General features: G+C 72.7%; 12 protein-coding genes. 9 read left to right on the top strand and 3 right to left on the bottom strand.

Annotated features, from left to right (window positions below; genetic code table 11):
• The first annotated feature begins 44 nt into the window (after window positions 1–44).
• Entirely contained in the window at window positions 45–230 is a 186-nt protein-coding gene (locus BGP03_RS35765) for a type II toxin-antitoxin system HicA family toxin (RefSeq protein ID WP_363093373.1), read from the top strand.
• On the opposite strand, the gene treY is transcribed toward BGP03_RS35765, so the two are convergent.
• Genes treY through BGP03_RS07450 form a run of 3 tightly spaced genes read right to left on the bottom strand, consistent with a single transcriptional unit; the run spans window position 197 to window position 5,223 of the window.
• Window positions 197–2,521, bottom strand: a complete 2,325-nt coding sequence (gene treY, locus BGP03_RS07460; protein WP_298797067.1) for a malto-oligosyltrehalose synthase — start codon at window positions 2,519–2,521, stop codon at window positions 197–199. The two genes, BGP03_RS35765 and treY, sit on opposite strands and share 34 nt — an antisense overlap.
• On the bottom strand, window positions 2,518–4,707 hold the full coding sequence (glgX, locus tag BGP03_RS07455; protein WP_296372736.1) for a glycogen debranching protein GlgX: 2,190 nt from the start codon (window positions 4,705–4,707) through the stop codon (window positions 2,518–2,520). Before glgX ends, treY begins: the two co-directional genes overlap by 4 nt.
• A 54-nt stretch (window positions 4,708–4,761) precedes the next feature.
• A complete protein-coding gene (locus BGP03_RS07450; RefSeq protein WP_296372734.1) occupies window positions 4,762–5,223 on the bottom strand; it encodes a PPOX class F420-dependent oxidoreductase in 462 nt (153 codons plus the stop codon).
• A gap of 26 nt (window positions 5,224–5,249) precedes the next feature.
• Between BGP03_RS07450 and BGP03_RS07445 the strand changes: the two genes are divergently transcribed.
• From BGP03_RS07445 to BGP03_RS07410, 8 genes are all read left to right on the top strand, one after another.
• Window positions 5,250–5,675, top strand: a complete 426-nt coding sequence (locus BGP03_RS07445) for an HIT family protein (RefSeq protein ID WP_296372733.1) — start codon at window positions 5,250–5,252, stop codon at window positions 5,673–5,675.
• A gap of 12 nt (window positions 5,676–5,687) precedes the next feature.
• Window positions 5,688–6,287: a histidine phosphatase family protein gene (locus BGP03_RS07440; RefSeq protein WP_296372731.1), complete on the top strand. Its 600-nt coding sequence runs from the start codon at window positions 5,688–5,690 to the stop codon at window positions 6,285–6,287.
• Window positions 6,288–6,397: 110 nt separating this feature from the next.
• Window positions 6,398–7,654, top strand: a complete 1,257-nt coding sequence (locus tag BGP03_RS07435) for an MFS transporter (RefSeq protein ID WP_298797069.1) — start codon at window positions 6,398–6,400, stop codon at window positions 7,652–7,654.
• Window positions 7,655–8,248: 594 nt separating this feature from the next.
• A complete protein-coding gene (locus BGP03_RS07430; protein ID WP_296372727.1) occupies window positions 8,249–9,523 on the top strand; it encodes a GGDEF domain-containing protein in 1,275 nt (424 codons plus the stop codon).
• A gap of 550 nt (window positions 9,524–10,073) precedes the next feature.
• Window positions 10,074–11,414: a GGDEF domain-containing protein gene (locus tag BGP03_RS07425; RefSeq protein WP_298796734.1), complete on the top strand. Its 1,341-nt coding sequence runs from the start codon at window positions 10,074–10,076 to the stop codon at window positions 11,412–11,414.
• Between the two features lie 109 nt (window positions 11,415–11,523).
• On the top strand, window positions 11,524–12,843 hold the full coding sequence (locus BGP03_RS07420; RefSeq protein ID WP_298796733.1) for a GGDEF domain-containing protein: 1,320 nt from the start codon (window positions 11,524–11,526) through the stop codon (window positions 12,841–12,843).
• 74 nt (window positions 12,844–12,917) lie between these two features.
• Entirely contained in the window at window positions 12,918–14,816 is a 1,899-nt protein-coding gene (gene dxs, locus BGP03_RS07415; RefSeq protein WP_296377827.1) for a 1-deoxy-D-xylulose-5-phosphate synthase, read from the top strand.
• Window positions 14,816–15,481 (top strand): response regulator transcription factor, encoded by a 666-nt coding sequence (locus BGP03_RS07410; protein ID WP_298796732.1) that lies wholly within the window; start codon window positions 14,816–14,818, stop codon window positions 15,479–15,481. Before dxs ends, BGP03_RS07410 begins: the two co-directional genes overlap by 1 nt.
• The last annotated feature ends 2 nt before the right edge of the window (window positions 15,482–15,483 follow it).

The following is a 15,483-nucleotide window of genomic DNA, read 5'->3' as shown; positions in this document are numbered from 1 at the left end:
TTCTGCCCGGCTCGGAGCAGCGGTGATGACGCCGGGGATGTGAGCTGATCCGACAGGACGCCCGGCACGAGGTGTGGCGGAACCCGGCGTCCGGCGCTCGGACGACCGTGCCCCGCCACCGCGAGCTCCCGCCCCCGACGGCGCGCGTGATCTGCCGGCAGCCCGGCGTGGACCCTGTGCTGTGGCGGGCCGGTGGTTACGCCGGGCGGACCAGCAGCGCCACCGGGTAGCGGGCCAGGAGCGTGCCGAGCGCGGGGGCCGAGCCGTCGACGGGGGAGTCGGTGACGATGTCGTGCCAGTCGGTGGCCGCCCCCGGCAGGGGCAGCACCGTGTCGCCCCAGCCGCCGCGCTTCCCGAGGCCGACGGGCAGTCGCGTGGCCACCGCCACCAGCGACGGCGAGCGCGCGAACGCCACCGCGTGCGCCGCCGCCGGGCCCTCGGCGGGCACCGGGCGGTAGCCGTGGAACAGCTCCGGTCGGTACCGGCGCAGCCGCAGTCCGCTCAACGTCACGAGCAGCTTCGCGGCGCCCGCTGGGTCGATCTCAGGGTCGACGTCGGGCAGCCAGCCCTCGTCGAGCCTTGTCAGCAGGGTGCGGCGCAGCTCCCAGTCGACGGGACGGCGGTTGTCCGGGTCCACCAGGGAGTACTCGAACAGCTCCGTGCCCTGGTAGACGTCCGGCACACCCGGCCCCGCCAGCTGCAGCAGCTTCTGGCCCAGCGAGTTGGAGCGGCCGGGGCCGGCGATGCGCCCGACGAACTCCTCGATCTCGGTCACCAGCTCGGCGTCGGCCAGGACGGCGGCGGGCCAGGCGGCGATCGCCTCGTCCACCTCGGGCACGGCGTCGACGTGGCTGGTGACGAGCTTGGCCTCCTTCGACGCCTTGCCCAGGTAGGAGGCCATGCGCTCGGCCGGGATGGGCCAGGCGCCGACCAGGTTCTGCCAGGCCAGCAGGTCCAGCGAGCGGTCGGGCAGGGGGTGGCGCGCCGACCAGCGCCGGACGCGCTCGGCCCACTCGCCGGGGATCTCCGCGAGCACGGCCAGCCGCGCGCGGACGTCCTCGGAGCGCTTGGTGTCGTGGGTGGACAGCGTGGTCATCGTGGCCGGCCAGGCCGCCTCGCGGGCGGCCTGCGCAGCGTGGAACTCGGTCGCGGACACCCCGAAGCGCGCGGGGTCGCCGCCCACCTCGTTGAGCGCGACAAACCGGTTCCAGCGGTAGAACGTGGTGTCCTCGACGCCCTTGGCCATGACCATGCCGGACGTCTGCTGGACGCGGGTGGCCAGCTCGCCCTGCGGGTCGGCGAGCATCGCGGTGTAGATGGCGTCGAGGACGTCGGCGAGATCCGGGCGGTGGGTGCGGGCCACGGACACCGCGGTGTCGAGCGCGGACCGACCCTCGGGCAGGTAGGACCGGTAGACGGGGAACCCGCAGAGCAGCTCCGCCACGGCCGGCTGCGTCCGCTCCGTCTCGCCCGGCACGAGGGCGGCGATCCGCTTCACCTCGGCCGACAGGATCGTGGACGCGACGAAGCGGCGGGCGTCGTGCTCCGCCGCGTGCAGGGACTGCCTGCCGCCCGTGTGCTCGGCGGAGAGCTGGGTGAGCAGGCCGGCGCCGTCCGGGTCGACGAAGATGCCCTGGTTCTCCCGCAGCGCCTCGTAGCCCGACGTGCCGTCGACCGGCCACGACGGCGGGATCTCCTCGCCGACGCCGAGGATCTTCTCCACCAGCAGCCAGCGGTCGGGCCCGATGGCCTCGCGGAGCCGCCGGGCGTAGGCGCCGGGGTCCGACAGGCCGTCCGGGTGGTCCACGCGGATGCCGTCGACGTCGCCCTCGTGCACCCAGCGTAGCACCTCGCGGTGGGTGGCCTCGAAGATCTCCGGGATCTCGACGCGCACGGCGGCGAGCGTGGAGACGTCGAAGAAGCGGCGGTAGGTGAGCTCGCCCGCGCCGCGCTTCCAGGACACGAGCCGGTAGTGCTGGCGCTCGTGCACCTCCTGCGCGGTGCCCTCCTCCGTGCCGGGCGCGAGCGGGAACGCGTGCTCGAAGTAGCGCAGCTCTGCGACGTCACCTGAGCCGGTGACCGACAACTCCGAGAGCGCCTTCTCCTCGTCCGCGTCGAGGATCGGGAGCAGGATCGGGCCTGCCGCCCAGTCGACGTCGAAGTACGTGGCGAACCGCGAGGACCGGCCCAGGCGCAGCACGTCCCACCACCACGGGTTGGCCTTGGGCACCTCGACGCCGACGTGGTTGGGCACGATGTCGAGCAGGAACTGCATGCCGTGCTCGCGGACGGCGGCCACCAGCGCCTTGCGGCCCTGCTCGCCGCCGCGCTCGGTGGAGACGCGTGTGGGGTCGACCACGTCGTAGCCGTGGTTGGACCCGGCGCCCGACTCGAGGAGCGGCGACGCGTAGAGCGCCCCGATCCCGAGGGCGTCGAGGTAGGGCAGCAGCGCCACCCCGTCGGCGAACGTCGTGTCCTTCGAGAACTGGATGCGGTAGGTGGACGAGGGGGAGCGGCTCATGAACCCGTGGTCTCCGTGCGTTGCAGGACAAGGACAGAACGGGCCGGCACGGTGTGCACGGCCCCACCCGCGACCATGGGCGGATCGGCCGCCACCACGCCCGGCGCGGTGGACAGCGTGATCACCTCACCCGCGGCGGTGTCGACCACCACGGCCCACCGGGAGCCGTACTCCGGGCCGGGCAGCGTCACGTCGATGTCCTCGTAGTGGGCGTTGAGACACAGCAGGAACGAGTCGTCGCGGACGCGCTCACCGCGGGTGTCGACCTCGGAGATGCCGTCACCGTTGAGGAACGCCACCACGCACTTGCCGAAGCCCGAGTCCCAGTCCTGGTCGGTCATCTCCTGCCCCGACGGCTGGAACCACGCGATGTCGGGCAGCGCGGTGGCCGGGTCGTTGCGGCGCGGGCGCGCGATGGGGCGGCCCTGGAAGAAGCGCCGGCGGCGGAACACCGGGTGGCCGTGGCGCAGCGCGATGACCCCCGACGTGAAGCCGATCATCCCGGCGTTCTTGCCGGCGAGCGACCAGTCGACCCAGGCGATGGCGCTGTCCTGGCAGTAGACGTTGTTGTTGCCGTCCTGGGTGCGCCCCAGCTCGTCGCCGTGCAGCAGCATCGGCACGCCCTGGCTGAGCATCAGGGTGGTGATGAAGTTGCGCTGCTGCCGCGCCCGCAGGTCGAGCACCGTGGCGTCGTCGGTGGGGCCCTCGACGCCGCAGTTCCAGGAGCGGTTGGTGCTCTCGCCGTCGTTGCCGCCCTCGCCGTTGGCGTCGTTGTGCTTGTCGTTGTAGGACACCAGGTCGTGCAGCGTGAAGCCGTCGTGCGCCGTGACGAAGTTGATGGACGCGAACGGGCGGCGGCCGTCGTCCTGGTAGAGGTCGGAGCTGCCGGTGATGCGCGAGGCGAACTCGCCGAGCGTGCCGGGCTCGCCGCGCCAGAAGTCGCGGACGGTGTCGCGGTACTTGCCGTTCCACTCCGTCCACAGCGGGGGGAAGTTGCCCACCTGGTAACCGCCGGGGCCGACGTCCCACGGCTCCGCGATGAGCTTGGCCTGGCTGATCACCGGGTCCTGCTGGACGAGGTCGAAGAACACCGACAGGCGGTCGACGTCGTAGAACTCGCGGGCGAGCGTGGACGCGAGGTCGAAGCGGAAGCCGTCGACGTGCATCTCGGTGACCCAGTACCGCAGCGAGTCCATGATCAGCTGCAGCGTGTGCGGGTTGCGGACGTTGAGCGAGTTCCCGGTGCCCGTGTAGTCCATGTAGAACTTCGGGTCGTTCTCGACCAGGCGGTAGTAGGCGGCGTTGTCGATGCCGCGCAAGGAGAGCGTGGGGCCCATCTGGTTGCCCTCGGCGGTGTGGTTGTAGACCACGTCCATGATCACCTCCATGCCCGCGTCGTGCAGGTCACGGACCATGGCCTTGAACTCCTGCACCTGGTTGCCGGGCCGGTGGCCGGGCCCCGACGTGGCTCCCTGGGCGTAGCCGTGGTGCGGAGCGAGGAACGCGATGGTGTTGTAGCCCCAGTAGTTGGACAGGCCCTTCTCCTGCAGGTGGTGGTCGTTGAGGAACTCGTGGCACGGCATGAGCTCCACGGCCGTGACGCCCAGGTTCTTCAGGTGGTCGATCATCACCGGGTGCGCGAGCCCGGTGTAGGTGCCGCGCAGCGGTTCCGGGATGTCGGGGTGCGCGATCGTCAGGCCGCGGACGTGGGCCTCGTAGATGACCGTCTCGTGGTACGGGATGCGCGGCGCGCGGTCGGTGCCCCAGTCGAAGAACGGGTTGACCACCACCGACTTCGGCACGAACGCCGCCGAGTCGGAGTCGCTGCGTGCGTCGGGCTCGCCGAACGGGTACCCGAACACGGCCTCGTCCCACTTCACCGGACCGTTGACGGCCTTGGCGTAGGGGTCGATGAGCAGCTTGTTGGGGTTGCAGCGCAGGCCGGTGGCCGGGTCGTACGGGCCGGTGACCCGGTAGCCGTAGAGCTGGCCGGGCTCGACGTTGGGGAGATAGCCGTGCCACACGAACCCGTCGACCTCGACGAGCGGGACGCGCGTCTCCTTGCCGCGGGCGGAGAACAGGCAGAGCTCGACCTTCTCGGCGACCTCGGAGAACAGGGCGAAGTTCGTTCCCGACCCGTCGTAGGTGGCGCCCAGGGGATAGGCGTGACCCGGCCACGGCCGCATGAGGTTCCTCGCTTCGTCTGTGGAGAACTGCCCGCTGAGGCTACCGGGGGTAGGTCAGGCGAGCCGGGCCGGGAAACCCCCCGTGGCGACGGGGCTCCAGCGCGTGGGCGTGATGCGGATCAGGGCCTTGCCCTGGTCGATCATCGCCTGGCGGTACTCGTCCCAGTCGGAGTGCTCGCCCGAGATCGACCGGAAGTACTCCACCAGCGGCTCGACGGCGTCGGGCAGCGTGAGGAGCTCGGCGTCGCCCTCCACCTGCACCCACGGGCCGTTGAAGTCCTCGGACAGGACGACCACGGCGGCCTTCCCGTGCCGGGCGACGTTGTTCGACTTCGCGCGCTCCGGGTAGGTGGCGATGACGATGCGGCCCTCGGAGTCGACGCCTGCGGTGACGGGCGAGCCCTGCCAGCCGCCGTCGTTGCGGGGGGTCATGAGGATCACGTGGTGGCGGGGCCGCAGGAACTCGGTGAGCTCGTCGCGGTCGACGGTCGTGTTCGTGGCGATGGTGCGAGGCATGATCCCGAGGCTAGTGTCTCCTCCCGATGAGCACTCTCTTCACGAAGATCATTGACGGCGAGCTGCCCGGGCGGTTCGTCTGGTCCGACGACGTCGCCGTCGGGTTCCTGTCGATCAACCCGCTCGGGCCGGGCCACACGCTGGTCGTGCCGCGCGCCGAGGTCGACCAGTGGATCGACGCCGAGCCCGGCCTGCTGGCCCACCTCACCGAGGTGTCCCACGCGATCGGCGCGGCCGTGCGCACCGTCTGGTCGCCGCCGCGCGTCGGGTGGCTGGTGGCCGGCTTCGAGGTGCCCCACCTGCACCTGCACGTCTTCCCGGCGTGGGAGATGGCGGCGTTCGACTTCGCCAACGCCGCACCGGGCGTCGACGCCGCCGAGCAGGACGCCCACCAGGCGGCGCTGAAGGCGGCCCTGCGCGACGCCGGCCACGGCGCGTCCGTGCCGTCCTGAGGGCCGGCCGACGTGCAGCTCGTCCTCGTCCGGCACGCCCTGCCCGAACGCGTGCAGGACGCCGGCGGCCCGGCCGACCCGGCGCTGACGCCGCTGGGGGAGAAGCAGGCCGCGCGGCTCGTGGACGCGCTGGGCACGGACGTCGCCGCGCTCTACTCCAGCCCGCTCGCCCGGGCCCGCGCCACGGCGGCCCCGCTGGCCGCCGCGCTCGGCCGGGAGCCGGAGATCGTCCCCGAGCTGCGTGAGTACGACGCCGACGCCGACCACTACGTGCCCGTGCACGAGATGGCCCGCGTCGACCCGGACGCCTGGGAGCGGATGCGCGCCGGGTTGCTGCCCGCCCACGTCGACGTCCCGGCGTTCACCGCCCGCGTCGACGCGGCGCTCGAACGGATCGTGGCCGCCCACCCCGGCCGGGCCACGGTCGTGGTCGTCGCCCACGCCGGGGTGGTCAACACCTGGCTCGCCCATCTGCTCGGGCTCGACCGCCCGCTCGCGTTCCCGCTCGACTACACCGGCATCACCCGGGTGCTCGCCGGCCGCGACGGGCGCCGGCTGGTGCGGTCGGTCAACGAGACGGGGCACGTCACGGACCTCCTGACGTTCAGCTGATCGCGCACGTCGATGCGTCCTTCGGGGGAATCCGCCGAACGACGCGCACGCCGAGCACACGTGTGCCTACTGTCGGTCGATCGACCGCAGGTCCGAGGGGGGCGACCGGGATGGGTGAGGACGGGACCGCCCGGCTGACGCAGGTCTTCCGGGTGCGGGAGTTCCGCGCGATCTGGGTGGCCGACCTCATCTCGGTTGCCGGCGACCAGCTCGCCCGCGTCGCGCTCGCCGTGCTCGTCTACGGACGCACGGGCTCGGCCACCTGGGCCGCGGGCGCCTACGCGCTGACGTTCCTGCCCGCCGTGCTCGGCGGGGTGCTGCTCTCCGGGGTCGCCGACCGCTTCCGGCGCCGCGAGGTGATGCTCGCCTGTGACGTCCTGAGGGCCGTGCCGGCCGGGCTGATGGCGGTGCCCGGCCTGCCGCTGCCGGTGGTGTGCGCTCTCCTGGTGGTGATGGTGCTGCTCGGCGCTCCGCACACCGCGGCGCGCGGCGCGCTGCTGCCCGGCGTGCTGCCCGGGGATCTGTACGAACGCGGGCTGGCCGTCATCCAGATGTCGACCCAGACCGCGCAGCTGGTCGGCTTCGCCACCGGGGGGCTGCTCGTCGCGGCCTTCACCCCGGGGACGGCCCTGCTCCTGGACGCGGCCTCGTTCCTGCTGGCCGGCGTGGTGGTCCGTCTGGGGCTGCGGGACCGGCCGCGGCCGGAGCCCGCCGACGGTCGCGGGCGGGGCCACTGGCGGGACATGGTCGACGGGATCGTCGACATCGCCACCGACCGGCGCCGCCGGGCGCTGGTCGCCCTGGTGTGCATGATCGGCTGCTACGTCGTCCCGGAGGCGCTCGCCGCGCCCTACGCCGCCGAGCTGGGACTCGGCGGCGCCGCGGTGGGCCTGCTCATGGCCGCCGACCCCCTCGGCAGCGTCGTCGGCGCATGGCTGTTCGTGCGGTTCGTGCCGGCCCGTCGACGTCCCGGGCTGGTCGGGATCATCGCCGTGGCCGCCGGGATCCCGCTGCTGTTCGTCGGCCTCCGGCCGGGGCTCGTCGTGACGATGGTGCTGTGGAGCCTGTCCGGGATGCTGTCCACGGCCTACCTCATGCAGGCGCAGGCGTCGTTCGTCCGCGCGACGCCGGAGCGGATCCGCGGGCGCGCCGTCGGCGTCGCCGCGTCCGGCATCATCGCCGGTCAGGGCGTCGCGATGCTCGGCGGCGGCCTGCTGGCCGACCTGACGGGCCCCGCGGCCGCCATCACCGTGAGCGGCGCGCTCGGGATCGTCCTGGCCACGGCCGGGGCCGTCGCCTGGTACCGCGCCGGCACGGAGCGCCGGGCCCAGCCGTCGGTGACCGTGGTGTCACGGCAGAACGGCTGAGTCCCGGCGGCGTCCGCTCCGGGCCTCGACTCGCACTCAGCGCTGATCAGCGCCATTCAGCGCGATTCAGCGCGATTCAGCGCGATTCAGCGCCATTCAGCGCCATTCAGCGCCATTCCTTGCCGCACATACTCGTCTCCCTTCGCTCGTGGGTGTCCTGGTGAACGGGGTCAGCGCCATTCCTTGCCGCGCATGAGGTCCTCCTCTCCATTCCGGTCGGGGTCGTCACCGGACCCGGGAAACGTTCGACCCCGGCCCCGGCGGGTGACGCATCGTCGTCACCGGTCCCCAGGGGAGTGTCACCCGGACAGGGACGTCGAGGTCCCGGTGGTGCCGGGTTCGGCGGTCAGGCGTACGCGTGGAGCGGCATCCGGGCCACGCCCACTGCTCCGAGCGGGCCAGTTCCGGTACCGCCCGGCCCATCGTGCTGACAGGGCCCGTCGCCGTCGCCTATCGTTTCGCGGTGCCCCGTCCGGTCGGCCGATGTCGGTGTCCATGTCATTGCGTGAGCGAGGTGCCCGCACCGTTGTGACGGCACTGCGCGCGCTTTCGGTCCGGGACTGGGCGGTCTGGACAATTCCCGCACCACTCGTCATGTCGATTCTCGTCGTCGAGGCCACGGCGGTTCTTCTGGTGACGCTGGGCCTGGCCGGTGACGGCGGGCCACGGGGCGCGGCCCTCTTCGCGTTCGGCCTGCTGTGTGTCGCGGGCATCGTCCACGGAGAGGTCGCGCGGAAGGTCGAGCAGGTCCGACGCCAGGTGCACATGGGCGGTATGCACGTGAACCTGAGCTCCACCTGGTTCTTCGCGGCGGCGGTCCTGCTCCCGCCCGCCTACGCCGGCGTCTGCGCCGCCGTGATCCACACCCACCTGTGGTTGCGCACCGAGGAGACCCGGACGCCGCCCTACCGCCACGCGTTCACCACGGCGGCGTTCGTGCTGTCGGGGTACGCGGCATCGGCCGCCATCGCCTACGCGCACGGCCTCGGCGGGTGGTTCGCTGGCGAGCAGGGGATCCCCGCGATCCCGGTGCTCGTCGTCGGGATGCTGGTCTTCCTCACCGTGAACACGGCCCTCGTGGCCGGCGCCATCGCCGTGAGCGATCCCCAGGCGAAGGTCGACCAGATGCTCGGCGACTGGGACGAGAACCTCCTCGAGGTCACGACGCTCTGCCTGGGCGCACTGCTGGCCGTGGCGGTGTCGATCACGCCGTGGCTGGTGCTCTTCGTGCTCCCGCCGCTGCTGGTGCTGCACCGGGCCGTGCTGGTCCGCCACCTGGAGGAGGCCGCGTCCACCGACAGCAAGACCGGCCTCCTCACCGCGGCCGCCTGGCACACGAGTACGGAACGTGAGCTGCGGCGGGTCCGCCGCGGGGACGGCTCCCGCGCGGTGCTGGTGCTCGACCTCGACCACTTCAAGGCCGTCAACGACACGCACGGGCACCTGGCGGGGGACCAGGTGCTGGCCTCGGTCGCCGACACCCTGCGCAGCGAGGTGCGGGACCGGGATCTCGTCGGCAGGTTCGGAGGCGAGGAGTTCGTCGTGTTCCTGGCCGGGCGCAACGGAGGCGACGGCGATCTGGAGGCCGTGGCGGACCGGATCCGGAGGCGGGTCGCGGCGCTGCGGGTGGAGATCCCCACGGCCGACGGGCCGCTGACGATCGCGGGGTTGAGCATCTCGGTCGGTGGGGCGGTGCACCTGGCCGGCGGGGGTGACCTGCGTGAGCTGCTGCAGGTCGCCGACGCGGCGCTCTACTCGGCCAAGAGGGCGGGCCGCAACCAGGTGTGCATGGGGTCCGCGACGGGTGGTGGGGTTCCTGTGCCGACGCCTCCGGAGGCCCGCCCGGCCCCGTCCGTCGAGGTCCCGTGACCGTCCGGTCGGCGCGGAGCGCCGGGCCCAGCCGCCGGTGACCGTGGTGTCACGACGGATCGGCTGATCCCGGCGTCTCCGGGCTCATCGCCGGCCCAGGCGCCGTGACGGGCGCCTGTCGACCGGGTGTGGGGTCAGGTCCAGCTGTGTCCGCGCATGGGTGGCTCCTTTCTGGTGGTGGGGGTGGGTGTGGGGTCAGGTCCAGCTGTGTCCGCGCATGGGTGGCTCCCTTCCGGTGTCGGAGTCGTGCGTGCGGTCAGCACGGGATCGGGTGACGACGTGCGCCTCTCGTCGCGGGCCGCGACGGCGTGAGCGGCGGCCGGCGATGTGCCCGGACGCGTTCACCACGGCCGTTCGATGCCGACATCTGTCGGACACCGGCAGTGCAATCCGCGGGGGCAGTGCATGTGTCGAACGTGTGAGATGTCACACGAAAGTGCGGCGGATCGAGCCATATTGACACGTCGCGTGCACCTGTAAGGAATCCGTCGAGTGACGCGGAACGTCGAACTGCTCTAGGATTCGCGGGTTCTCCGAGCGAAGGTCTCCCATGACGTCAGTGCCCCGCGAGCAGGAATCGCGCCCGATCCGGCCGTGGTCGGTGCGTAGCTGGCCGATGTGGGAGACGCCCAGCGCCCTCCTGACGTCGATCCTTCTCGTGGAGCTCACCGCGGCCGGTCTCGTGGCCACGTCGGCGCTCGCGGGGGGCCTGCCCACGCGCGTCGACATCGTGCGGATGGTGATCCTCGGCCTGCTCGGTCTCACGCACACGGAAGCGGTCCTGCGGACCGAGCGGCTCCGCCGCCGGATCACGGCACCGCACCACATCGACCTCAGCTCGGTGTGGATCTTCGCCGGCGCCATCGTGCTGCCGGTCACGCTCGCCGTGGTCGTCACGGTCGTGGTGCAGTTCCACATCTGGGCGCGCACGGGGCGACCGAAGGCCGCCTACTACCGGCACGTCTTCACCACGGCCACGATGGTGCTGGCCTGTCTCGGGGCCTCGGCGGTGGTCGGCCGGGCGCCGTCCACACTGACGGCGCCGGCCCTGCTCACGCTGGTGCTGGCCCTTCTCGTCTTCACCACCGTGAACACGGCCCTGATCGCCGGTGCGATCGCCATGAGCAGTGCTCAGCCCAACCTGGCGACGGCACTGGGGGACTGGGACGACAACGTCCTGGAGGTCGCCACGCTGTCGCTCGGCGGACTCACCGCCGTCGCGCTGCTCATCAACCCCTGGCTCGTCCTGCTCGTCCTGCCGTCGCTGCTCGTGCTGCACCGGGCGGTGCTCGTCCGGCACCTGCAGGAGGCGGCCTCGATCGACGGCAAGACCGGCCTGCTCAACGCGGCCACGTGGCACACCCGTGCCGAGCGGGAGCTGCAGCGCGTCACCCGCGGCCGCGAGCCGCGCGCGGTGCTGGTGCTCGACCTCGACCACTTCAAGGCCGTCAACGACACGCACGGTCACCTCGCGGGCGACCAGGTCCTGGCCGCCGTCGCCGACGCCCTGCGGTCCGAGGTCCGCGACCGGGACCTCGTCGGCCGGTTCGGCGGGGAGGAGTTCGTGGTGCTGCTCTCGGGGCGGGGCGGCGGGGACGGCACCGACCTCGAGGCGGTCGCGGAGCGCATCCGGCGCCGGGTCGCCGCGCTGCGGGTGGAGATCCCCACCGCCGACGGGCCGTTGACGATCGCCGGGCTGAGCATCTCCGTCGGTGGGGCGGTGCACCCGGACGGTGTCGGTGACCTGCGTGAACTGCTCCAGATCGCCGACACGGCGCTGTATGCGGCGAAGCGGGCGGGCCGCAACACGGTGCGGATGGAGTCCCTTCCCTGTGGCCGGGAGCAGCTTCCCGCACTGATCCCCTCGGATCCGGTATCTGACGCTCAGTGATCGACCGCTCGCGCATTCCACCCCGATGAGGGACCTTCGTCCCCCTGACACGCCGCGTCGGCCTCACTAACCTCGCTCGGGGAACACCATCGTGCGGGGGGAGGAGGTCGTGACCGTGGTTGCACCGTCCGTGCCCGGTTCCGGCCTCAGCACGCTCCCGCTGCCGGCCGTCGTGGTCGTGCTGCTCGTGGAGGTCGGCGCCGTCGCGGCGGTCGTGGCCACGGCCCCGTTCCTGGCCTGGCCCCGCCCCACCGACGTCGTGCTGGCGGCCGTCGTCGCCGGGCTGAGCGTGGTCCACACGGAGCTGGCCACCGGCATCGAGCGCATCCGGCGGCGCTCGTCGGAGACCTCGTACTTCGACCTCAGCTCGGTCTGGACGTTCGCGGCCGCCCTGCTGCTGCCCCCGGTCCTCGCCACCGCCGTGGTGCTGGTGGTCTACGCCCACCTGTGGCAGCGCGTCTGGCGGCCGGCGCGGGTGCCGCTCTACCGGCACGTCTACACCACCGCCACGGTGATGCTCGCCGCGCTGGCCGCGCACCTCGTCGTCCAGTGGGCGGGCGGGCTGCCCTCGGGCGCCACCGACGTCACGGGCGTCCTGGGGGTGGCGGGTGCCGTCGTCGCCTACGTGGTGGTCAACACCGTGCTCGTCGCCGGTGCGATCTCGCTCAGCGGTGTGGGCTCGTCCCCGAGCGAGCTGTTCGGCCGCTGGGACGACAACGCGCTCGAGGTCTCGACGCTCTGCATGGGCGCGCTCGCCGCGGTGGCGCTCGGCGCGGCCCCGGGCCTGATCGCGCTCGCCCTGCCCCCGATCCTCGTGCTGCACCGCGCCGTGCTCGTGCGCCAGCTCGAGGAGGTGGCCTACACCGACGGCAAGACGGGCCTGCTCACCGCGGCGGCCTGGCAGGCGCAGGCGGCGCGGGCGGTCCGGCGGGCGCAGCGGACCGGCCCCGGGGCCGCGGTCATGATCCTCGACCTCGACCACTTCAAGGCCGTCAACGACCGGCACGGCCACCTCGCCGGTGACGACGTGCTCGCGGCCGTCGCCGCGGAGCTGCAGGCCGGAGTGCGGGCGAACGACGTCGTCGGACGGTTCGGGGGCGAGGAGTTCGTGGTGCTCATGCCCGACCTGCCGGGTGCGGGCCGTGACGAGCTGCACCTCGTGGCCGAGCGTCTGCGCCTGCGGATCGCGGCGCTGCAGGTGCCGGTCGACACGGCCGACGGCCTGCTCACCATCAGCGGCCTGTCGGTCTCGATCGGCGGGGCACGGGTGCCGGCCGACGCCAGCACCCTGGACCAGGTGCTCAAGGCCGCCGACACGGCGCTGTACGCGGCCAAGCGCGGCGGGCGCAACCGGGTGCGGATCGCCGGCCCGGCCGAGATCCCGAGCCCGCGCCGGGGCGAGGCGACCGAGGTCCCCACCGCCAGCTGAGTCCCGGTGACCTCTCATCCGGGTGCCGGGCCGCGGTCGCCCGGTTTCCGTACGATGGGACGGTGGCGCAAGCGATGAGTGTGTTGAAGTCCGTGCGCGGTCCGGCCGATCTCAAGCGGCTCACCGGGGAGCAGCTCGACGCGCTGGCCTCGGAGATCCGCACGGAGCTCGTCAACACGGTCTCGCGCACCGGCGGCCACCTCGGCCCCAACCTGGGCGTCATCGAGCTCACGATCGCGCTGCACCGCGTCTTCGACTCCCCGCGCGACACGGTGATCTGGGACACCGGCCACCAGGCCTACGTCCACAAGCTGCTCACCGGCCGCCAGGACGGCTGGGACCAGCTCAAGAAGACCGGTGGCCTGTCGGGCTACCCGTGCCGCGCCGAGAGCGAGCACGACCACGTGGAGAACAGCCACGCGTCCACGTCGCTGTCGTGGGCCGACGGCATCGCCCACGCCTACGCGCTCACGGGCCAGCACCGCCACGTCGTCGCGGTGATCGGCGACGGCGCGCTCACCGGCGGCATGGCGTGGGAGGCGCTCAACAACATCGCGGCCGCCAAGGACCGCAACCTCGTGGTCGTCGTCAACGACAACGGCCGTTCCTACGCCCCCACCATCGGCGGCCTGGCCGACCGGCTCGCGTCGCTGCGGCTGCAGCCCGGCTACGAGCGCGTGCTGGAGGCCGGCAAGAACGCCCTGGCCCGCACGCCCGTCGTCGGCCCCACGCTCTACGCGGGCCTGCACGCGTTCAAGGCGGGCGTGAAGGACGCGCTGAGCCCGCAGGAGCTGTTCTCCGACCTCGGCCTCAAGTACTTCGGCCCCGTCGACGGCCACGACGTCGCCGCGATGGAGTCGGCGCTGCGCCGGGCGCGCCACTTCGGCGGGCCGGTGATCGTGCACGCCGTCACCCGCAAGGGCAACGGCTACCCGCCCGCCGAGAACGACGAGGCCGAGCAGATGCACAGCCCGGCCGCGTTCGACCCCGAGACGGGGCTGCCCACGGCCGCCCCGTCCACCGGGTGGACCAGCGTGTTCGCCGAGGAGATGGTGAAGATCGGCGCCGCCCGCGAGGACGTCGTCGCCATCACGGCGGCGATGCTCGGGCCCGTCGGCCTGGTGCCGTTCGCCGAGGCCCACCCGGACCGCTGCTTCGACGTCGGCATCGCCGAGCAGCACGCGCTGACCTCGGCCGCCGGGCTCGCCCACGGCGGGTTGCACCCGGTGGTGGCGATCTACTCCACGTTCCTCAACCGCGCCTTCGACCAGCTGATGATGGACGTCGCGCTGCACCGCCAGGCCGTCACGCTCGTTCTCGACCGGGCCGGGGTCACCGGCAACGACGGGCCCTCCCACAACGGCATGTGGGACCTGTCGATCCTCGGTGTCGTGCCCGGTATCCGCGTGGCCGCCCCGCGCGACGCCGCCACGCTGCGGGAGGAACTGGGCGAGGCCGTCGCCATCGACGACGGGCCGAGCGCGCTGCGGTTCCCCAAGGGGCCGGTGATCGAGTCGGTGCCCGCGCTGCACCGCGTCGACGGGGTGGACGTGCTGCACGTCTGCGAGGAGCCGTCGGTGCTCATGGTGTGCGTCGGCGCCTTCGGCGAGCTGGGGGTGGCGGCCGCGCTGCGGCTCGCGAAGCAGGGGGTGGCCGTCACGGTGGTGGATCCGCGCTGGGTGCTCCCGGTACCCGGGGCGCTCGTCGACATGGCGCGGGAGCACCAGCTCGTCGTCACCGTCAGCGACAGCGGCCGGCACGGCGGTTTCGGCTCCGCGCTGTCGGACGTGCTGCGCGCCGCCGAGTGCGACGTGCCCCAGCGCGACGTGGCCATCCCGCAGCGGTTCCTCGACCACGGCGGCCGGTCGGACCTGCTCGCCGAGATCGGGCTGACGGCGCAGGACGTGGCCCGGCAGGTCACGGAGTGGGCTGCGGCCCTGGTCCCCGCCTCCGCGCAGAAGCAGGCCCGCTGATGCGCGTGCTGGTCGTCGAGGACGAGCAGGCGCTCGCCGACGCCGTGGCCCGCGGGCTGCGCCGCGAGGGCATGGCCGTCGACGTGGCCTACGACGGCGACACGGGCCACGAGAAGTCCACGGTCACCCGCTACGACGTGGTGGTGCTCGACCGCGACCTGCCCGGCATGGGCGGCGACGAGCTGTGCGCCCAGATCGTGACCTCCGGGGCCACCACGCGGGTGCTCATGCTCACCGCCAGCGGCACGCTCGCCGACAAGATCGACGGTCTGTCCCGCGGCGCCGACGACTACCTCGCCAAGCCCTTCGACTTCCCCGAGCTCGTGGCCCGCTGCCGCGCGCTGGGCCGCCGCGCCACCCCGGCCGTGCCGCCGATGCTGGTGGCCGGCGACGTCGCGCTCGACCCGTCCAGGCGCACGGTGCGCCGCGACGAGCGGCCCGTCGAGCTCACGCGCAAGGAGTTCGGCGTGCTCGAGGTGCTGATGTCGGCCGGGGGTGCCGTGGTGAGCAGCGAGGAGCTGCTGGAGCGGGTCTGGGACGAGAACGCCGACCCGTTCACCACCACCGTGCGCGTCACCGTCATGACGCTGCGCAAGAAGCTCGGCGATCCCGGCGTGATCGAGACCGTGGTCGGCGCCGGCTACCGGGTCCCGGCCGCGGGCTGATC

Origin of the sequence: Pseudonocardia sp. 73-21, from assembly GCF_001899645.1 — a bacterium.
In the GTDB taxonomy this organism is placed as follows: domain Bacteria; phylum Actinomycetota; class Actinomycetes; order Mycobacteriales; family Pseudonocardiaceae; genus Pseudonocardia.
This window is presented reverse-complemented; position numbering and strand designations above follow the sequence as displayed.

What these genes read in the sequence shown, in the direction of transcription:
- treY (WP_298797067.1), bottom strand. Translation starts at nt 2,521, where the DNA reads ATGAGCCGCTCCCCCTCGTCCACCTACCGCATCCAGTTCTCGAAGGAC.
- glgX (WP_296372736.1), bottom strand. Translation starts at nt 4,707, where the DNA reads ATGCGGCCGTGGCCGGGTCACGCCTATCCCCTGGGCGCCACCTACGAC.
- BGP03_RS07450 (WP_296372734.1), bottom strand. Translation starts at nt 5,223, where the DNA reads ATGCCTCGCACCATCGCCACGAACACGACCGTCGACCGCGACGAGCTC.
- BGP03_RS07445 (WP_296372733.1), top strand. Translation starts at nt 5,250, where the DNA reads ATGAGCACTCTCTTCACGAAGATCATTGACGGCGAGCTGCCCGGGCGG.
- BGP03_RS07435 (WP_298797069.1), top strand. Translation starts at nt 6,398, where the DNA reads ATGGGTGAGGACGGGACCGCCCGGCTGACGCAGGTCTTCCGGGTGCGG.
- BGP03_RS07430 (WP_296372727.1), top strand. Translation starts at nt 8,249, where the DNA reads ATGTCGATTCTCGTCGTCGAGGCCACGGCGGTTCTTCTGGTGACGCTG.
- BGP03_RS07425 (WP_298796734.1), top strand. Translation starts at nt 10,074, where the DNA reads ATGACGTCAGTGCCCCGCGAGCAGGAATCGCGCCCGATCCGGCCGTGG.
- dxs (WP_296377827.1), top strand. Translation starts at nt 12,918, where the DNA reads ATGAGTGTGTTGAAGTCCGTGCGCGGTCCGGCCGATCTCAAGCGGCTC.
- BGP03_RS07410 (WP_298796732.1), top strand. Translation starts at nt 14,816, where the DNA reads ATGCGCGTGCTGGTCGTCGAGGACGAGCAGGCGCTCGCCGACGCCGTG.